Annotated in this window: 17 protein-coding genes; 15 read left to right on the top strand and 2 right to left on the bottom strand. The window is 75.0% G+C overall.

Annotation, left to right across the window (positions count from 1 at the left end):
* The first annotated feature begins 131 nt into the window (after positions 1-131).
* The 6 genes from ABD52_RS00215 (at position 132) to ABD52_RS00190 (ending at position 6,198) form a co-directional block, all read left to right on the top strand.
* Complete coding sequence (locus ABD52_RS00215) at positions 132-959, top strand: neocarzinostatin apoprotein domain-containing protein (RefSeq protein ID WP_047890386.1); 828 nt, start codon at positions 132-134, stop codon at positions 957-959.
* Complete coding sequence (locus ABD52_RS00210) at positions 956-1,990, top strand: hemin ABC transporter substrate-binding protein (protein ID WP_235437286.1); 1,035 nt, start codon at positions 956-958, stop codon at positions 1,988-1,990. Before ABD52_RS00215 ends, ABD52_RS00210 begins: the two co-directional genes overlap by 4 nt.
* Positions 1,987-3,090: an iron ABC transporter permease gene (locus ABD52_RS00205; RefSeq protein WP_047890385.1), complete on the top strand. Its 1,104-nt coding sequence runs from the start codon at positions 1,987-1,989 to the stop codon at positions 3,088-3,090. The genes ABD52_RS00210 and ABD52_RS00205 overlap by 4 nt, the downstream gene beginning before the upstream one ends.
* Positions 3,087-4,625 carry a heme ABC transporter ATP-binding protein gene (locus ABD52_RS00200; protein WP_047890384.1) on the top strand — a complete coding sequence of 513 codons (1,539 nt, stop codon included), beginning with the start codon at positions 3,087-3,089 and terminating at the stop codon, positions 4,623-4,625. Before ABD52_RS00205 ends, ABD52_RS00200 begins: the two co-directional genes overlap by 4 nt.
* On the top strand, positions 4,622-4,927 hold the full coding sequence (locus ABD52_RS00195; protein ID WP_082171158.1) for a DUF2470 domain-containing protein: 306 nt from the start codon (positions 4,622-4,624) through the stop codon (positions 4,925-4,927). Before ABD52_RS00200 ends, ABD52_RS00195 begins: the two co-directional genes overlap by 4 nt.
* Before the next feature lie 68 nt (positions 4,928-4,995).
* On the top strand, positions 4,996-6,198 hold the full coding sequence (locus ABD52_RS00190) for a sugar efflux transporter (protein WP_235437285.1): 1,203 nt from the start codon (positions 4,996-4,998) through the stop codon (positions 6,196-6,198).
* A 12-nt stretch (positions 6,199-6,210) separates the two neighbouring features.
* Here the strand turns inward: ABD52_RS00190 and ABD52_RS00185 are convergent, their stop codons facing one another.
* Positions 6,211-6,861 (bottom strand): cyclopropane-fatty-acyl-phospholipid synthase family protein, encoded by a 651-nt coding sequence (locus ABD52_RS00185; RefSeq protein ID WP_047890428.1) that lies wholly within the window; start codon positions 6,859-6,861, stop codon positions 6,211-6,213.
* Positions 6,862-7,058: 197 nt separating this feature from the next.
* On the opposite strand from ABD52_RS00185, the gene ABD52_RS00180 reads away from it, so the two are divergent.
* The 6 genes from ABD52_RS00180 to ABD52_RS00155 all read left to right on the top strand — a co-directional run bounded on the left by ABD52_RS00180 (position 7,059) and on the right by ABD52_RS00155 (position 15,780).
* Positions 7,059-7,373: a rhodanese-like domain-containing protein gene (locus ABD52_RS00180; protein ID WP_047890382.1), complete on the top strand. Its 315-nt coding sequence runs from the start codon at positions 7,059-7,061 to the stop codon at positions 7,371-7,373.
* A gap of 46 nt (positions 7,374-7,419) precedes the next feature.
* Positions 7,420-7,764, top strand: a complete 345-nt coding sequence (locus ABD52_RS00175) for a rhodanese-like domain-containing protein (RefSeq protein WP_047890381.1) — start codon at positions 7,420-7,422, stop codon at positions 7,762-7,764.
* Positions 7,765-7,803: 39 nt separating this feature from the next.
* Positions 7,804-9,183, top strand: a complete 1,380-nt coding sequence (locus ABD52_RS00170; protein WP_047890380.1) for a rhodanese-like domain-containing protein — start codon at positions 7,804-7,806, stop codon at positions 9,181-9,183.
* A gap of 133 nt (positions 9,184-9,316) precedes the next feature.
* A complete protein-coding gene (locus ABD52_RS00165; protein WP_013286814.1) occupies positions 9,317-9,547 on the top strand; it encodes a DUF2188 domain-containing protein in 231 nt (76 codons plus the stop codon).
* A 235-nt stretch (positions 9,548-9,782) separates the two neighbouring features.
* Entirely contained in the window at positions 9,783-15,248 is a 5,466-nt protein-coding gene (locus tag ABD52_RS00160; protein WP_047890379.1) for a carboxyl transferase domain-containing protein, read from the top strand.
* A 139-nt stretch (positions 15,249-15,387) separates the two neighbouring features.
* Entirely contained in the window at positions 15,388-15,780 is a 393-nt protein-coding gene (locus tag ABD52_RS00155; protein WP_013286816.1) for an SCO5389 family protein, read from the top strand.
* 38 nt (positions 15,781-15,818) lie between these two features.
* Here the strand turns inward: ABD52_RS00155 and ABD52_RS00150 are convergent, their stop codons facing one another.
* A complete protein-coding gene (locus tag ABD52_RS00150) occupies positions 15,819-16,223 on the bottom strand; it encodes a Fur family transcriptional regulator (protein ID WP_013286817.1) in 405 nt (134 codons plus the stop codon).
* A gap of 229 nt (positions 16,224-16,452) precedes the next feature.
* Between ABD52_RS00150 and ABD52_RS00145 the strand changes: the two genes are divergently transcribed.
* The 3 genes from ABD52_RS00145 to ABD52_RS00135 are packed head-to-tail and all read left to right on the top strand — an operon-like array spanning position 16,453 to position 18,865.
* Complete coding sequence (locus ABD52_RS00145; protein WP_047890378.1) at positions 16,453-17,028, top strand: copper chaperone PCu(A)C; 576 nt, start codon at positions 16,453-16,455, stop codon at positions 17,026-17,028.
* Positions 17,025-18,242, top strand: coding sequence for a Dyp-type peroxidase (locus ABD52_RS00140; RefSeq protein WP_047890377.1), 1,218 nt, complete (start codon positions 17,025-17,027; stop codon positions 18,240-18,242). The genes ABD52_RS00145 and ABD52_RS00140 overlap by 4 nt, the downstream gene beginning before the upstream one ends.
* 20 nt (positions 18,243-18,262) lie before the next feature.
* Positions 18,263-18,865 (top strand): copper resistance CopC family protein, encoded by a 603-nt coding sequence (locus ABD52_RS00135; RefSeq protein ID WP_013476443.1) that lies wholly within the window; start codon positions 18,263-18,265, stop codon positions 18,863-18,865.
* Positions 18,866-18,898: the final 33 nt, after the last annotated feature.

The raw sequence follows: 18,898 nt of genomic DNA, 5'->3' as shown, positions 1-18,898 counted from the left end.
ATCCGCGGAGCGTCCCAAGATCTTCAACCGAACGGACCCCTTGCCACCTGCGCGTTTGCCGCTTAGGTTAGCCAAACCTAAGTTGTTGCCCGGTCGGTGCACCCGGCCGGACCTGTCGTGTGAGGAGCCCGATGCGAGCACGGCGCCGCACCATCCTGACCACCGTTCTGCTCACCGCCGCCGTCGTCGCCACGCCCGCGCCGGCTCACGCCGGCACCGCCACCGGCAGCGGCGGTCAGAAGCTCACCGTCACCCCGAGCACCGGCCTGAGCCGCTCCGGCGCCACCGTGTCCGTCTCCGGGCGCGGCTACGACGTCGACAAGGGCATCTACGTCGCGTACTGCGTCGACAACGGACCGGGCGTGGCGGCCACCCCGTGCGGCGGCGGCGCCGACACCACCGGCAGCCTGGGCGCCTCGCAGTGGATCTCGTCGAACCCGCCCGCCTACGCCGAGGGCCTGCCGAAGCCGTACGGCCCGGGCGGCTCCTTCTCGGTGACGGTCAAGGTGACCCCCACCATCGGCGACGTCGACTGCACCGTCCGGCGCTGCGCGGTCGTCACCCGCGCCGACCACACCCGGGCCTCCGACCGGTCCCAGGACGTACGGGTGCCGGTCACGTTCGCCGCCGGCGCCACGAGCGCCCCGCCGAAGGCCGGTCCGGCGCCGAAGGCGACCACGCCCGCCGCCGCGCCCCGGACCGCCACCGCGCAGGACGCACCGGCCCCGGCCGCCTCCGGCAGCGCGCCGGCCGCAGCGGGGGCGGCAGGGGTGACGGGCGCCGCGACCGGGGCCGGGGCGCCGTCGCAGGCCGCGGCCGGCGACCTCCACGTCACCCGGGTCAGCGACACCTCCGGGGCCGGACGCGGATGGACCGCCGGGGTGGTGGCCGCCGCACTGGCCCTGGCCGTCCTGCTCGGCCTCGGCCGGTGGCGGCGCCGTCGCGGTGCCGGCCGGTGAGCCGCCCGCACCGGCGACCAGGCCGGGGACCGCTCGTCGCGCTGCTCGCGGTGACCATGGCGGCGACCGGCTGCGCCGCGCCGGGCCGATCGGGTACGCCGTCCGCCGCCGGCTGCGGGCCGGTCACCGCCACGGTGGACGACGCCGACGTCGAGCCGGTCCGCCCGGCACCCACACCAGCGCTACCAACCACCGTACGCTCCGGCGACGGCACGACGGTGACTGTGGACGACGTCAGCCGCATCCTCCCGGTGAACCTGCACGGCTCGATCGCCGAGATCGTCTTCGGCCTCGGCCTGGGCGGCAACGTCATCGGGCGGGACACCTCGACCACGTTCCCCGCCGCCGCGCACCTGCCGGTGGTCACCCCGGGCGGGCACGACCTCTCCGCCGAGGCGGTGCTCGACCTCGACCCGAGCGTCGTGCTCGTCGACGACGGCGTCGGACCGCCCGAGGTGCTGCGCCAGCTCCGCGCCGCCGGTGTCCCGGTCGTCCAGGTACGCGCCGAGCCGACCCTCGACGGCGTACCGGCCCACATCCGCGCGGTCGCGGCGGCGCTCGGCGTACCCGGGGCCGGGGAGCGGCTGGTGACCCGCGTGCAGAGCGAGACCGCCGCAGCCCGGCGTACCGCCCCGGCGGGCCGGGCGCCACGGATCGCGTTCCTCTACCTCCGCGGCACCGCCGGGGTGTACCTGATCGGCGGCCGGGGCGCCGGGTCCGACGCGATGATCGAGGCGATCGGCGGCGTCGACGCCGGCAGCGCCGCCGGGCTGTCCAGGTTCCGTCCGCTGACCAGCGAGGGCCTCATCAACGCCGCGCCCGACGTGATCCTGGTGATGAGCGCCGGGCTCGCCTCCGTCGGCGGCGTCGACGGCCTGGTGAAGCTGCCCGGCGTGGCGCAGACGCCCGCCGGGGCGAACCGGCGCGTCGTCGACATGGCCGACGGCACGCTGCTCACCTTCGGCGTCCGCTCCGGCCGGGTCGTCCAGGCGCTGGCCCGCGCCGTCTACTCCTGCGAGGACCCGTCGTGACCACGCTACGGAAGCGGCCCGCGCCCGCCGCCGCCCCGGCGGCAGTCACCGGCGCGCCCCGGTCCCCCGGCCGGCGGGGCACCGTGCTGGTGGCCGGGCTCGGCGTCGCCCTCGTGCTCGTCGCCCTGCTGGCCGCCGGGCGCGGCCAGGTGGCGATCTCCCCCGCCGAGGTGCTCGGCTCCGTGCTGCACCGCCTCGGGCTGGACCTCGGTCCGCTGCCGTCGGCGGCGCAGGGCGAGAACGCGCTCTGGATCGTCCGCTTCCCCCGGGTGCTGCTGGCGGCCGTCGTCGGCGCCGCCCTCGGCTGCGCGGGCGCGGTCATGCAGGGCGTCTTCGGCAACCCGCTCGCCGAGCCCGGCGTCATCGGGGTTTCGGCCGGCGCGGCTGTCGGCGCCGCCCTGGCCATCGTCACCGGCGTCACCGTCCTGGGCGGATGGACCGTGCCGCTCGCCGCCTTCGCCGGCGGCCTCGCCACCACCTACCTGGTGTACGTGCTGGCCCGCTCCGGGGGCCGGACCGAGGTGGTGACGCTGGTCCTGACCGGCGTCGCCGTCAACGCGGTCGCCGGCTCGGTGATCGGGCTGCTCATGTTCGTCACCGACCAGTCCGGCGTGCAGGCCATCGCGTTCTGGAACCTCGGCAGCCTCGCCCAGGCCGGCTGGACGGCCGTGGGTCTCGCCGCGCCGTGCCTGCTCGCCGGGCTCGCCGTCGCCTGCGCCGACGCGCGCCGCCTCGACCTGCTCGCCCTCGGCGAACCCGCCGCCCGGCACCTCGGCGTGAACGTCGAACGCCTGCGGCTGCGGCTGATCGTCGTCACCGCGCTTCTCGGCGCCGCCGCTGTCGCGTTCACCGGCATCATCAGCTTCGTCGGACTGGTCGTGCCGCACCTGATCCGGATGGTCGCCGGACCGGGCCACCGGGTGCTGCTGATCGCCAGCGCACTCGGCGGGGCCGTCGTGGTGATCGGCGCCGACCTCGCGGCGCGTACCCTCGTCGAGCACCAGGAGCTGCCCCTCGGCGTGCTCACCGCGGTCATCGGCGGCCCGGCGTTCTTCTGGCTGCTGCGCCGCACCCGCGACCGGGCCGGAGGCTGGGGATGAGCCTCCCACGTACGCCGCGCCGGTTCGCCGCCGCCCGGCCGCCGCGCCCGGCGCCCGCCGGGCACCTCCGGATCCGGGTGGCCGGGCTGCGCGTCGAGCGCGCCGGCCGGACCGTGCTCGACGGGATCGACCTTCAGGTACGCGCCGGCGAGGTGCACGCCCTGGTCGGGCCGAACGGCGCCGGGAAGTCGACGCTGCTCGGCGCGATCAGCGGTGACGTGCCGGCCGCCGCCGGCCGGATCGAGGTCGACGGGCTGCCCCGCGAGTCGTGGAGCCCGGTGGAGCTGGCCTGGCGCCGCGCCGTGCTCACCCAGCGCAACACGCTGAGCTTCCCGTTCACCGTCGGGGAGGTGGTGCGGATGGGCCGGGCGCCGTGGGCGGGGCGGCCGGAGCGGGAACAGGACGACGCCGTCGTCGCCGACGTGCTCGAACGCTGCGACGTCGCCCGTTTCGCGGCCCGGCCGTACCCCGCGCTGTCCGGCGGCGAGCAGGCCCGCGCCGCGCTGGCCCGGGTCCTGGCGCAGCGGGCCACCACGCTGCTGCTCGACGAGCCGACCGCCGCGCTCGACCTGCGGCACCAGGAACTGGTCATGCGCATCGCCCGGGAGCGGGCCCGCGCCGGGGACGCCGTGGTCGTGGTGCTGCACGACCTGACGCTGACCGGGGCGTACGCGGACACCGTGACCCTGCTCGGCGACGGACGCGTCCGCGCCGCCGGGACACCGCGCGAGGTGCTCACCGCCCCGCTGCTCAGCGAGGTCTACCGGTACGACATCGACGTCGTCCCCCACCCCCGTGACGAGCTGCCGCTGATCGTGCCCCGACGCGGCCGGCCCGAAAGACCGTCAGCCGACGAGGAGAGACAGCAGATGGATACACAGACGTTCGCGGCCCGGCTGCGCGCCGAGACACGCGACGCACACCGGAGCGCCGAGTCCCAGCGGTACGTCTCCGCGCTCACCGCCGGTGAACTCGACGTCGCCGGCTACACCGCGCTCGTCGTCGCGCACCACGGCATCTACGCGGCGCTGGAGGGCGTGGCGGACACGATGCGCGACGACCCGCTGGCCGGCCCGTTCGTCGACGACGCGCTGACCCGGCTGCCCGCGCTCGCCGCCGACCTGCGGTTCCTGCTCGGCCCGCGCTGGCGCGAGGTGATGGAGCCTGTTCCGGCCGCTGTCGCGTACGCCGCGCGGATCACCTCGGCCTGCGCCGGATCGCCCGAGCGGTTCATCGCGCACCACTACATCCGCTATCTCGGCGACCTGTCCGGCGGGCGGCACATCGGGCGCTGCGTGGCCCGGTACTACGGGGTGACCGAGGAGGCCGGGGCGTCGTTCTACACGTTCCCGGGGATCAGCGACCCGAAGTCGTACAAGGACGCCTACCGGGCGAGGCTGGACGCGCTCGCGCTGGACGAGGCCGGCCGCTCCGCGCTGCGCGACGAGGTGCTGGTGGCGTACGAGCACAACATCGCGGTCTTCACCGACCTGGGTCGCCTGGTGGCGGCGAGCGGCCGGCAGGGCGCCGCGTGAGCGCCGGTTTCCCGCCGGAGGTGGTCGCCGCCGTCAGCCGGCACATGAACGACGACCACGCCGGGGACGCGCTGCTGATCTGCCGTACGCTCGGCGGCCGGCCGGACGCCACCGAGGCCCGCACCACCGGCCTGGACGCCGACGGCATCGACTTCGCCGTCACAGTCGGCGGCACGGAGGTCCCGGTGCGCGTCCCGTTCGCCCACCGGCTCACCGAACGGGCGCAGATCCGCCGGGAGGTGGTGCGCATGTACCGGGAGGCCTGCGAGCGGGCCGGCGTACCGCCCCGGCCGGCCGGCTGAGCACCGGGACCGTCCGGGCTGCGGAAACCCGGTCGGCTGCCGCACCGCCGCGGCGTACAGTCCGCCGCATGGCTGTGGACACGAGGCCGGCGGTGCGCGCCGGCCGATTCCGGCTGCTCCCGCTGGGCGTGGTCTTCCTGACCGTCGGTCTGTCCACCGCCGTGGTGCTGCCGTTCCTGTCGCTGTTCCTCGACCGCGAGGTCCACGCCAGTCCGTTACGGGTGACCGTGTTCCTGGTCGTCGCCCCGCTGTCCGGGGTGGTCGCCTCCGCGCTGATCGGCCGGCTGTCGGACCGCCTGCCGATCCGGCGCGCGCTTCTCGTCGGCGCCGCGCTGGCCGGTGTGGTGGGCGCGGGAATGACCGCGTACGTCCGGGACTACTGGATCCTGCTGGGGCTGACCGCGACGGCCACCGCGCTGGCGAACTCGCTGTTCCCGCAGTCGTTCGCGTACACCCGGGCGCTGTTCGACAGGGACGATCCGGGGCGGGCCGCGTTCGGCGTCAGCCTCATGCGTACCGTGTTCTCGCTGGCCTGGGTGGCCGGGCCGGCGCTGGCCGCGGTGCTGCTCGACATCGGCGGCTTCCGCCTGGTCTACGGCATGGCCGCCGTCATGTACGCGCTGGCCGCGCTGGTGGCCGCGTTCCGGCTGGAGGAGCTGCCGCTGCCGACGCGGCCGGTCCCCGGCGATCCGGACGGCGCGGTGCCCGCCCCGCCCGGCGCGTCCCGGCTGCGGCTGGCGCTGACGGCGCTCGCGTTCGTCCTGCTCCAGTGCCCGCTGACGCTCGCCGTGCAGGCGCTGCCGCTGTTCATCGACGCCGAACTGAACGACGACCCCTCCCGCGCCGGGCTGGTGCTGGGCCTGTGCGCGGCGCTGGAGATCCCGCTGATGCTCGGGCTGGGCGCACTGACCGCGCGGGTCCGGCTGCGGCCGCTGATCCTGGTCGGCGGCGCCTGCGGGGTCGCCTACTACGCGACCGCCGCGACGGCGCCGGGCGTGGCGGTCCTGTTGCTCGCGCAGCCGGTGAACGCGCTGTTCATCGCCGCGGTGTCCGGCGTCGGCATCGCCTACGTGCAGGATCTGCTGCCGGGCGAGCCGGGCCGGGCCACCACGCTGTTCACCAACACGTTCCCGATCGGCGCCATGCTCGCCGGGCCGCTGCTCGGGCTCTCCGCGCAGGTCGGCTACCGGTGGGCGTACGGAATGAGCACCGCGCTGTGCGCGGCCGGGCTGCTGGTGCTGCTGCTGACCCGGCCGCACGCGCGGGCCTGACCGGCCCGGCGGTCAGCGGCGCCGCACCAGCACCACGTGGTCGATCAGCTCGCCGGTCCGGCCGTCCGGGCCGGTGGCGGTACGGCGCGCCGCGCCCAGCCGCTCGGTGTCCCAGCCGTCCGGGTCGAGGTTCATCGCGGCCAGGATCTCCTCCGGGCTGGCGAACCGGTGGTGGCCGGTGTCGGGCCCGGCCCAGGGCGGCGGCGCGCCGTGCTCGACGACGAGCAGCCGCCCGCCGGGCGCGACCGCCTCGGCCGCCGGGGGCAGCACCTTCTCCCGGGGCAGGACCAGCGGCGACTGGAAGAACTGCGCGGACACCAGGGCGTACCGGCCGGGCGGGAAGCCCTGGGTCAGGTCGTGCCGGACGGTGGTGATCCGGTCCGCCACCCCGGCCCGCTCGGCCTCCACCGCGAGGCGGTCCAGCGCGACGGACGAGATGTCCACGGCGGTGACCCGCCATCCCTTCGACGCGAGCCACACCGCGTCGCCGCCCTCACCGGAGCCCAGGTCGAGCACGGTGCCGGGCGGCAGCGCGCCGGCGACCTCGGCGAGGACCGGGTTCACCCGGCCGCTCCAGATCCGGTCCCGCTGGCCGTACCGCTCGTCCCAGAACCGGGCCGGGTCGGTGTCCGCCGCCGGTTGCTCGTGGTGGTGCCCCGTCATGTCTGCCTCCTCGCCGCCGGCCGTCTCCCGTCCGGTCACGCCATCGTGCGCCGCCGCCGATCGGACAGCAAGGAACCTTGCCGTTCCGGCAAACGAGCACACCGGACGAGCGGGTGGGGGTGGCGGGCGGGCGGACGCTGCGCTACCGTCGAGAGCAGATACCCCCGGGGGTATATGGATCCGGAAGGAGAACGCCCATGCACGAGGTCGACGTGACCACGTTCGCCACCGCCCACGCCGACGGGGCGACTGTCATCGACGTCCGGGAGACCGCCGAGTACCTCGGCGGACACGTCCCGGGTGCCCGTTGTGTGCCGCTGGGCCACCTGGCCACCCAGATGGCGCAGGTGCCGCGCACCGGCCCCGTCTACGTGATCTGCGAGGCCGGCGGGCGGAGCCGGGTCGGCGCCGAGCTGCTGGAACGCGCCGGCATCAACGCCCTGTCGGTGGCCGGCGGCACCTCCGCCTGGGTGCGCTCGGGCCGCCCGGTCACCGCTGGCAGCCGGCCGTGACCGGCCGGAGACGGCAGCCGCTCCGCGCACCGGCTTCCTCCGCCGCCTGCTCGGCCCTCGCGTCGCCCGGGTCACCCCGGCGGAGGCGGCGGCGCTGTCCGGCGCGGGCGCGCTGCTGCTCGACGTCCGCGAGCCGGCCGAGTGGCGGGCCGGACACGCCCCCGGCGCCCGGCACATCCCGCTCGGCCAGCTCGCGGGCCGGCTGTCCGAGGTGCCGGCGGACCGGCCCGTGGTGACCGTCTGCCGCTCCGGCGCGCGGTCGCGACGGGCAGCCAAGCTGCTCGCCGCGGCAGGCCACGAGGTGCACGACCTGACCGGCGGCATGCGGGCGTGGACGAACGCCGGGCTGGCGGTACGAGCCAAGGGCGGCAGGCCGGGCCACGTGGCCTGAGCAGACGCCCGTCCATCACCAGGAGAAGGAGCACGGCCGATGTTGTTCACCCAGTACTACCTCGACTGCCTGTCCCAGGCCTCGTACCTGATCGCCGACGACCGCACCGGCCGGGCCGTGCTCGTCGACCCGCGCCGGGACATCGACGAGTACCTCACCGACGCCAAGGCGCGCGGCCTGACGATCGAGGGGGTCGTCAACACCCACTTCCACGCCGACTTCCTCGCCGGGCACCTGGAGGTGGCCGCCGCGACCGGCGCGTGGATCGGCTACGGGAGCCGGGCCGAGACCGAGTACCCGAGCCGCAAGCTCGCCGACGGCGAACGGATCAGCCTCGGCGACGTGACGCTGGAGATCATGGAGACCCCGGGCCACACGCCCGAGTCGATCAGCATCCTGGTCTACGAGCGCGCCGACGACCCGGTCCCGTACGGCGTGCTGACCGGCGACGCGCTGTTCATCGGCGACGTGGGCCGGCCCGACCTGCTCGCCTCGTTCGGCGTGACCGCCGAGGAACTCGGCCGCATGCTCTACGACAGCGTGCAGCACAAGCTGATGGGCCTGCCCGACGAGGTGCGCGTCTTCCCCGCCCACGGCGCCGGCTCGGCCTGCGGCAAGAACCTGTCCACCGAGCGGCAGTCCACCATCGGCGAGCAGCGCCGCACCAACTACGCCTGCGCGCCGATGAGCGAGGAGCGCTTCCTCGCCCTGGTCACCGGCGGGCAGCCGGCCGCGCCGGGTTACTTCGCCTTCGACGCGGTGCTCAACCGCAAGGCGCGTGAGCTGTTCGACCACGCCCGGCCGGCCCGCCCACTCACCCCGGCCGAGTTCCTGGCCGCCCGGGCCGACGGCGCCGTCGTGGTCGACGCCCGCGACCCGCAGGAGTACGCGACCGGGCACCTGCGCGGCGCGCTCAACGTCCCGGCCGACGGCCGGTTCGCCGAGACCGCCGGCAGTGTCGTGGCGCCCGACCGGCCGGTGCTCGTGGTGGCCCCGCAGGACCGGGAGGAGGAGATCGTCGTCCGCCTCGCCCGGATCGGCTTCGACCGGGTGATCGGCTACCTGCGCGAACCCGAGGGCGCCTTCCTGGAGATGGTCGCCGAGATGACCCGGGCCAGCCGGGTCACCGCCACCGAGCTGCGCGCGGCCCTCGACGGTCCGGACGCGCCGGTGGTGCTGGACGTCCGCAACGCCGGCGAGCGGGAGCAGGGCGCGGTGGACGGCTCCCGGCACATCCCGCTGGCCGAGCTGACCCACCGCCTCGGCGAGGTGCCCACCGACCGCCCCGTCGTCGTGCACTGCGCCGGCGGCTACCGCTCCTCGGTGGCCGCCAGCCTGCTGCGCAACGCCGGTCACGCCGACGTGTCCGACCTGCTCGGCGGCTACGGCGCCTGGCAGGGCCTGCACGCCGCCGCGTGACCCACCGGTCCGGCCCGGGTTGGGGCCACCTCCCCCGCCCGGCCCGGACCGTCCGATCGCGCCGCCAGGATTAGCACTCCCCTCGCATGGGCAGACATTTGTCATCGGACACGCGAACGAGGGAGCTGACGGCATGGCGAAGGGCGACATCGACACCTACCAGCAGGACGGGCAGTGGAAGAACCGCCCGGAGGGCAACGAGCGCGCGACCAGCCGCCACGACACCAAGGCGGAGGCCGAGGCGGCCGGCCGGGAGATGGCGGCCGAGCGCGGCGCCGAGCACGTGATCAAGAAGCAGGACGGCACGATCGGCGAGAAGAACACGTACCCCCGCAGCCGCGACCCCCGGGAGATCCCGGGCTGAGCACGCAGCGCAGGCGATATACGGCGCCGGACCCGAGCGGGTCCGGCGCCGTATCGCATACCGGCAGGTAGTGAGTGGCTGGCTAAAAACTTTTGTTCGGTTCCTACAACGGTCCCCGCTCAGGCTTCGGCCGTTACGACATGGCGCCGCCCGCGCATAGGCGGAAAGGTGAGGCGAGCCGGGGGCATCGCCGCGCCCGGCGCGCCACCGTGGGTCAACCGAAGGGGACGGTCACGTGTTCACCCGTGTCGCCATCGTCAACCGTGGTGAGGCCGCGATGCGGCTCATCCACGCGGTCCGGGAACTGGCCGCGGAGACCGGCAGCCGGATCGAGACCGTCGCGCTGTACACCGACGTCGACCGTACCGCCACCTTCGTCCGCGAGGCGGACGTCGCCTACGACCTGGGCCCCGCGTCGGCCCGCCCGTACCTCGACCTCAAGGCCCTGGAGCGCGCGCTGGTCGAGACCGGCGCGGACGCCGCGTGGGTGGGCTGGGGTTTCGTGGCCGAGGACCCGGCGTTCGCCGAACTGTGCGAGAAGATCGGCGTGACGTTCGTCGGACCGAGCCCGGACGCCATGCGCAAGCTCGGCGACAAGATCGGCGCGAAGCTGATCGCCGAGGAGGTCGGCGTGCCGGTCGCGCCGTGGAGCCGCGGCGCGGTGGAGAGCCTGGACGACGCGCTGCGCGCGGCGGCCTCGATCGGCTACCCGCTGATGCTCAAGGCGACCGCCGGTGGCGGCGGGCGCGGCATCCGGGTGATCCGCAGCGACGCCGAGCTGGCCGACGCCTACGAGCGCACCAGCCAGGAGGCGGCTCGCGCGTTCGGCAGCGGCGTGGTGTTCCTGGAGCGCCTGGTCACCGGCGCCCGGCACGTCGAGGTCCAGGTGATCGCCGATGGACAGGGCACCGCGTGGGCGCTCGGCGTACGGGACTGCTCGGTGCAGCGGCGCAACCAGAAGGTGATCGAGGAGTCCGCGTCGCCGGTGCTGAGCCCCGAGCAGACCGCGGAGCTGAAGGCGTCGGCGGAGCGGCTGGCGGTCGCCGTCGGCTACCGGGGCGCGGCCACAGTCGAGTTCCTCTACCACCCGGGCGACCGGCTGTTCGCGTTCCTGGAGGTCAACACGCGCCTGCAGGTCGAGCACCCGATCACCGAGTCCACCACCGGGTTCGACCTGGTCAAGGCGCAGCTGCACGTGGCCGGCGGCGGCCGGCTCACCGGCGAGCCGCCGGTCGAGCGCGGCCACGCGATCGAGGCCCGGCTCAACGCCGAGGACCCGGACCGCGACTTCGCACCCTCCCCCGGCCGGATCACCCGGCTCGACCTGCCCGCCGGGCCGGGTATCCGGGTCGACACCGGGGTCAGCGAGGGCGACACCATCCCGGCCGACTTCGACTCCATGATCGCGAAGATCATCGCGTACGGCCGGGACCGGGACGAGGCGCTGGGCCGCCTGCGCCGGGCGATGGCGAACACCATTGTGGTCATCGCCGGCGGCGCGACGAACAAGAGCTTCGTGCTCGACCTGCTCGACCAGCCCGAGGTGATCGACGCCAGCGCGGACACCGGCTGGATCGACCGGGTGCGCGGCGAGGGCCGCCTGGTCGCGCACCGGCACTCCGCCGTCGCGCTGGCGGCAGCCGCGATCGAGGCGTACGAGGAGGACGAGACCGCCGAACGGCAGCGGCTGCTGTCCACCGCGGCCGGTGGACGCCCGCAGGTGCAGCACCGCAGCGGCCGGCCGCTGGACCTGAAGCTGCGCGGCGTGACCTACCGGATGCGGGTGGCCCGGGTCGGCGCGCACCGGTTCCGGGTCGGTGTCGAGGCCGGTGGCGACGTGCGCACCGCCGACGTCGAGCTGGACCGCTTCGACCGGCACACCGGTCAGATCGCCGTCAACGGCGCCCGGTTCCGCCTGCTCACCGACACCCACGGCCCGGTGCACCTGGTCGAGGTGGACGGCGTGACGCACCGGGTCAGCCGCGACGAGGGCGGCGTGCTGCGCTCCCCCATGCCGGCGCTGGTGGTCGCCACGCCGCTTCAGGTCGGCGCGGAGGTCGAGGCCGGCGCGCCGGTGCTGGTGCTGGAGGCGATGAAGATGGAGACGGTGCTGCGGGCGCCGTTCCGGGCCCGCCTCAAGGAGTCGTCGGTGGCGGTGGGCACCCAGGTGGAGGCCGGGGCGCCGCTGCTGCGCCTGGAGCCGGTCGCGGAGGACGACGCCGAGGCGGCCGCCGGGCCGGCCGGACCGGCTGTCGAGCTGGACCTGCCCACCGCGCCCGCCGACGTGCCCGCGCGGTCCCGCGCCGAACGCGGCCAGGAGGACCTCTGCTCGCTGCTGCTCGGCTACGACGTGGACCCGCACGACGAGCGCCGGGTGCTCGACGACTACCTGGACGCGCGGCGGGCGGCCACGGAGGCCGGGCACCGGCCGCTGGCCGAGGAACTGGAACTGGTGAACGTCTTCGCCGACCTGGCCGAGCTGAGCCGTAACCGGCCCGGCGGCGACGACGGGCCGGGCGGGCACGTGCACAGCGCCCGCGAGTACTTCCACACCTACCTGCAGAGCCTCGACGTCGAGCGGGCCGGTTCCCCGGAGTCGTTCCGGGCCCGCCTGGCCAAGGCGCTCGCCCACTACGGCGTCACCGAGCTGGACCGCTCGCCCGAGCTGGAGGCCGCGGTCTTCCGGATCTTCCTGGCCCAGCAGCGGGCCGCCGCGGACGCCGCGGTGATCGCCGCGCTGCTGCGCTCCTGGCTGCGCGAGCCGCCGCCGGACGAGGCGCTGCGCGAGCCGGCCGGTCTCACGCTGGAACGCCTCGTCGCGGCCACCCAGGTCCGCTTCCCGGTGGTCGCCGACCTGGCCCGGGGCGTGGTGTTCGCCTGGTTCGCCCAGCCGCTGCTGCGCCGCAACCGGGCCCGCGTCTACGCCCAGGTCCGCACCCACCTGCGGCACCTCGACGCGCAGCCGGACGCGCCGGACCGCGCCGGGCGGATCGCCGAGATGGTGCGCAGCACCGAGCCGCTGGTCCGGCTGCTCGGTCAGCGCCTGGTCCGCAACGACCTGGACAACGCGGCCATGCTGGAGGTGCTGACCCGCCGGTACTACGGCAACAAGGCGCTCACCGAGGTCCGCACCCGCACCGCCGGTGGCTGCACGTTCGTGGTGGCCGGGCGGGACGGGTCGAGTGTCGTCTCGGCCGCCGTCCGCTTCGACGCGCTCGGCGACGCGCTGCGCGGCCTGGCCGAGGTGGCCCGGGACTGCGAGGCCGTCGACGCGGACGTCTACCTGGCCTGGGAGAACCAGCCCGAGGACCTGGACGCCGCCGCCGCCGCGCTGCTGGACGTGGTGAACGCACACCCGCTGCCGCAGCAGGTACGCCGCCTCACCACCACCGTCGCCGGGCGCGGCGGCGCGGTGATGCACCACCACGTCACGTTCCGTCCGGCCGAGGGCGGCGGGATGGCCGAGGAGCGGCTGATCCGCGGCCTGCACCCGTACATCGCGCAGCGGATGCAACTGGAACGGCTGCGCGAGTTCGACCTGACCCGGCTGCCCTCGCTGGACGAGGAGGTCTACCTGTTCCAGGCGGTCGCCCGGCAGAACCCGTCCGACCAGCGGCTGGTCGCGTTCGCGCAGGTACGTGACCTGACCGAGCTGCGGGAGCAGGACGGCCGCCTGGTGGCGCTGCCGACCACCGAGGACACGGTGACGGCCTGCATCGACTCGATCCGCCGGGCGCAGTCGCGGCGGCCGTCGAAGTCGCGGTTCCCGACCAACCGGATCGTCGTCTACGTGTGGCCGCCGAGCGAGCTGACCCGCGAGGAGATGGAGCTGATCGCCGGCCGGGTACGCCCGACCACCGTGGGCGCCGAGCTGGAGGAGATCCTGTTCATCGCCCGGCAGCGCGACCGGCGTACCGGCGAGCTGACGAAGGTCGGCGTGCGGATCACGTTCGACGCCACAGGGCACGCGCAGCTGACAGTGGGCGAGCCGCCGTCCGAGCCGGTCGAGCCGCTTGACGACTACCGGTTGAAGGTGCTGCGGGCGGCCGGCCGCAACACGGTGTACCCGTACGAGCTGACCGGCCTGCTGGGCGACTTCGTCGAGCACGACCTGGACGCCGGTCACGCGCTGGTGCCGGTGGACCGGCCGAAGGGCCGCAACACCGCGGCGATCGTGGCCGGTGTGGTGACCACGCCGACACCGCGGCATCCGCAGGGCGTGACCCGGGTGGTGCTGCTCGGCGACCCGACCAAGTCCCTCGGCGCGCTGTCCGAGCCGGAGTGCCGGCGGGTGATCGCCGCGCTGGACCTCGCGCAGCGGATGGGCGTGCCGCTGGAGTGGTACGCGTTGAGCGCCGGCGCCCGCATCTCGATGACCTCCGGCACCGAGAACATGGACTGGGTGGCCGCGGCGCTCAAGCGCATCGTCGAGTTCACCCAGGACGGCGGTGAGATCAACATCGTGGTGGCGGGCATCAACGTCGGCGCCCAGCCGTACTGGAACGCCGAGGCGACGATGCTCATGCACACCAAGGGCGTGCTGGTCATGACGCCGGACTCGGCGATGGTGCTCACCGGCAAGCAGTCGCTCGACTTCTCCGGCGGTGTCTCGGCCGAGGACAACTTCGGCATCGGCGGCTACGACCGGGTGATGGGCCCGAACGGGCAGGCGCAGTACTGGGCGCCGAGCCTGCCGGCCGCGCGGGACGTGCTGATGGCGCACTACGACCACACGTACGTCGCGCCGGGCGAGGACGCGCCGCGCCGGGCCGTCACGATGGACCCGGTGGACCGGGACATCTGCGGCTACCCGCACGCGGTGGCCGGCAGCGACTTCGCCACGGTGGGCGAGATCTTCTCCGCCACCGCGAACCCGGACCGGAAGAAGCCGTTCGACATCCGTACCGTGATGCGGGCGCTCGCCGACCAGGACCACCCGGTGCTGGAGCGGTGGGCCGGCATGGCCGACGCGGAGACGGCTGTGGTGCAGGACGTGCACCTCGGCGGCATCCCGGTGTGCCTGCTCGGCATCGAGTCCCGCTCGGTGCCCCGGCACGGCTTCCCGCCCACCGACGGCCCGGACACGTACACCGCGGGCACGCTGTTCCCGCGCTCGTCGAAGAAGGCCGCGCGGGCGATCAACGCGGCCAGCGGCAACCGGCCGCTGGTCGTGCTCGCCAACCTCTCCGGCTTCGACGGTTCGCCCGAGTCGATGCGCAAGCTGCAACTGGAGTACGGCGCGGAGATCGGCCGGGCGATCGTCAACTTCCGCGGCCCGATCGTGTTCTGCGTGATCTCGCGCTACCACGGCGGCGCGTTCGTGGTGTTCTCCAAGGCACTCAACCCGGACATGACGGTGCTGGCGATCGAGGGGTCGTTCGCCTCGGTGCTCGGTGGCGCGCCCGCCGCCGCCGTGGTGTTCGCCGGCGAGGTCGCCGCCCGTACGGCCGCCGATCCCCGGGTACGCGACCTGGAGGCGAAGGTCACCGCCGCGGCCGGCACCGAGCGGGCGGCGCTCACCGCCGAGCTGGACGAGCTGCGCTCGTCGGTGCGGGCGGAGAAGCTGGGCGAGGTGGCCGCCGAGTTCGACCGGGTGCACAGCATCCAGCGGGCGGTCGAGGTCGGTTCGGTCGACGCGGTGATCCGCGCCGCCGAGCTGCGTCCCCGCGTCATCGAGGCGATCGAGGCGCGCCTGCGCTGACACGTTGCACCGCCGGGCGGCGGGCGGGCCTTCGGGTCCGCCCGCCGTTTCGCGTGCGCCGGTCCTTGACGGGCCTGCCGCCGCATGGTGTGCTCAATCGGTAATGGAAACCGTGTTCGTTAGCGATGACGGAGGACCCATGTCGCTCACCGTTCCGCCCGCCCTGCTGCACGCCGCCGAGACCGGTCCCGTGGACGAGGAGGCGTTCGTCGCCTGCGTCCGCGACTCCCTGCCGTACGCCTGGGAGACGGTCAGCCGGGTGGCCGCCGACCTGGCCGCGTCCGACGCCGAGTTCGCCGACAACGTGGTGCCGCCGCCGGGCGACGCCGAGCGCGGGCAACTGCTGCGCGCGATGGCCAGCGACGCGATCCGCGCCGGCCTGGAACGGCACTTCGGGGTGACGTTGGCGTTCCAGAACTGCCACCGGGTGGCGGCGTTCCGCCCCGGCGCGGCCGGCTCCGAGGCGTACCGCCGGTTCACCTCCAGCCGCGGCCAGTTGCTGAACCAGTCACCGGCACTGCGCAACTGCTGACGGCGACGCGCCGCGGGCGGGTCACCGCCCGCGGCGGCTCAGGCGGCGCAGCGGTCGCAGGTGCCGAAGATCTCCAGGGTGTGCCCGACGTCGGTGAAGCCGTGCTGCGCGGCGACCTGGTCGGCCCACCGCTCCACGGCCGGGCCGGCCACCTCCACGGCCCGGCCGCAGCGGCGGCAGACCAGGTGGTGGTGATGGCGGCTCTGGCTGCACCGCCGGTAGAGGTGCTCGCCGCCGGGCAGCCGCGCCGAGTCGATCTCGCCGTTGTCGACGAGCATCTGGAGCGTCCGGTACACCGTGGTGAGGCCGACCTTCGCCTGCCGCTGGACGAGCATCTGGTGCAGCTGCTGCGCGCTGTGGAAGCCGTCCAACTCCCGCAGCAGCGCCAGCACCTCGGCGCGCTGACGGGTGTTGCGGGTCGCCCCGGTCGTCGCCTGGGTCACCGTCGCCTCCCTCGTCCGGGCGCCCGCCCGGCACCCTCGTCCGGCCGCGGCCGCGCCCGGCGCGCCACGTGACACCCGGAACCATTATGCCTTCCGGGCGCACCGCCGATCCCGGGTCCGTGACGGCCCGCCGCCCGGGGTGTGACATGCCCGACCGCCCCGGCCGGAACTATCCGGCGTACCGCGCCGACAAACGGTACGAACACCGGATCTTCGAGGGGACGACGTCATGCCCAGCACCACCAGCCGCCGGTTCCTGCGCGCGGCGGCCCTGATCGGCGCCGCCGTGCTCGCCGCGTCGGTCACCGCCTGCGGATCCTCCGGCACGCCGTCCGCCGCCACGTCGGCGTCGGCCTCGGCGTCCGCCTCGGCGTCGGCGGCGGCGAGCGCGGCGGCGGGCGTGCTCACCGTCCGCGACCCGTGGGTGAAGGCCGCCGACAAGGGCATGACCGCCGCGTTCGCCACGCTCGCCAACGACGGCGACACCGACGTCACGATCACCGGCGTGACCACCGACGTGTCCCGGGCCGAGATCCACGAGATGGCCATGACCGACGGGAAGATGGCGATGCGGCTGAAGCAGGGCGGCGTCGTGGTCGCCGCCCGCTCCCAGGCCGCCCTGGAACCCGGCGGCGACCACCTGATGCTGATGGACCTGACCCGCCCGGTGCGCCCCGGCGACCAGCTCGACATCACGCTCACCTTCGCCGACGGCCGTACCCAGACGTTCACCGCCGTGGCGAAGCCGTTCACCGGCGCCCAGGAGAGCTACGCGCCCGGCCACGGCCCGAGCCCGGCGTCATGACCGGCAGGCGGGTGAGCCGGCGCGGCCTGCTCACCGGAGGCGCGATGGCCGCCGGGGGCGCGCTGGCCGGCGCCGGCGCCCTCACCGCCGTCCGTTCCGGCACTCCCGGGGTACGCCCCGGCGACGCCGTCCCGGTGGCTCAGGTCGGCAGCGCGGTCGAGCCGTTCCACGGCGTCCGGCAGTCCGGGGTCACCACCGACCCGCAGGCGCACGCGGCGTTCGTCGCGTTCACGCTGCGCCCCGGCACCGACCGGGCGGCGCTCGGGCGGATGCTGCGGCTGCTCTCCGACGACGCGGCCCGGCTCACCCAGGGCCGCCCCGCGCTGGCCGACACCGAGCCGGAACTGAGCCTCCTGCCGGCCCGGCTGACCGTCACGTTCGGCTTCGGCCCCGGGCTCTACGCCGCCGCCGGGCTCGACGACCGGCGGCCCGCCTCGGTGGCCGAGCTACCCGCGTTCGGCATCGACCGCCTGCAACCCCGCTGGTCCGGCGGGGACCTGCTGCTCCAGATCTGCGCCGACGACCCGCTCACAGTCGCCCACGCCCAGCGGGTCCTGGTCAAGGACAGCCGTCCGTTCGCCGCCGTCCGCTGGGTGCAGCAGGGCTTCCGCCGGGCGGCCGGCGCCGAGCCGGGGCGTACCCAGCGCAACCTGTTCGGGCAGCTCGACGGCACCGCCAACCCCAAGCCCGGCACGCCCGCGGACACCGCGGTGTGGGTGACCGACGGACCGGACTGGTTGCGGGACTCGACCACGCTCGTGGTGCGGCGGATCAGCATGAACCTGGAGACCTGGGACCTGCTGGGCCGCGCCGACCGGGAACTCGCCGTGGGGCGGCGCATCGACACCGGCGCGCCGCTGACCGGCCGGGCCGAACACGACGAGCCGGACTTCGCCGCGCTCGGCCCGGACGGGCTCACCGTGATCCCCGACTTCTCGCACCTGACCCGCGCCCGCGTCACCGACGACCGGCAGAAGATCCTGCGCCGGCCGTACAACTACGACGGCGTGCCGACCCCGGAGGGGACCGCGGACAGCGGGCTCGTCTTCGCCTCGTACCAGGCCGACATCGCCCGGCAGTTCCTGCCCGTCCAGCGCCGGCTCGCCGAGCGCGACCTGCTCAACGAGTGGACCACCCCGATCGGCTCCGCCGTGTTCGCCGTACCGCCCGGCTGCCCCGAGGGCGGCTGGATCGGCTCGCAACTGCTCGGCTGACCACCACAGGAAGGCGCGTCATGCGTACCCGTTCCGTCACCGCGCTGCTCGCCGCGGCCCTCACCGCGCTGCTGCTGGTCCCGGCCACGCCCGCGGCGGCCCACAACTCGCTCCAGGAGGCCACCCCGGCGCGCGACGCCCGGCTCACCGCCGCGCCCACGCAGGTCACGCTGCGGTTCCTGCAGGGGCTGAACCCCTCCTTCACCACCATCACGGTCAGCGACGCGGCCCAGCGCACGGTGCCCACCTCCGCACCGGCGGTGGACGGCGCCACCGGCACGGTGACGATCGACGAGCCGCTGGGCAACGGCACCTACACCGTCGCGTACCGGGTGGTCTCCCGCGACGGCCACCCGGTCCAGGGTTCGTACCGCTTCACAGTGGCCGACCCGGCGGCGCCCGCACCGTCGGCTCCCGCGTCGGCGGCTCCCACGCCGACGGCGGTTGCCGCGTCGGCCGGCGTGGACGGCGCGGACGAGCCGGATGCCTCGGGCGCGCGGTCCGGCGACGACGGCCCGCCGGTCGCGCTGCTGGCGGGTGGGGCGGTCGCCGGGCTGCTCGTGATCACCGGAATCGTGCTGCTGGTCGCACGCCGGGCGCGCGCTCGCCGAACGGACCACTGACGACCGGACCTCGCACGGCGGGGCCGGGCCACG

The organism is Micromonospora sp. RV43, from assembly GCF_001029515.1.
GTDB classification, from domain to species: Bacteria; Actinomycetota; Actinomycetes; order Mycobacteriales; family Micromonosporaceae; genus Micromonospora; species Micromonospora aurantiaca.
The sequence above is the reverse complement of the archived record's forward strand: the minus strand, read 5'-3'. Positions and strand labels throughout refer to the sequence as shown.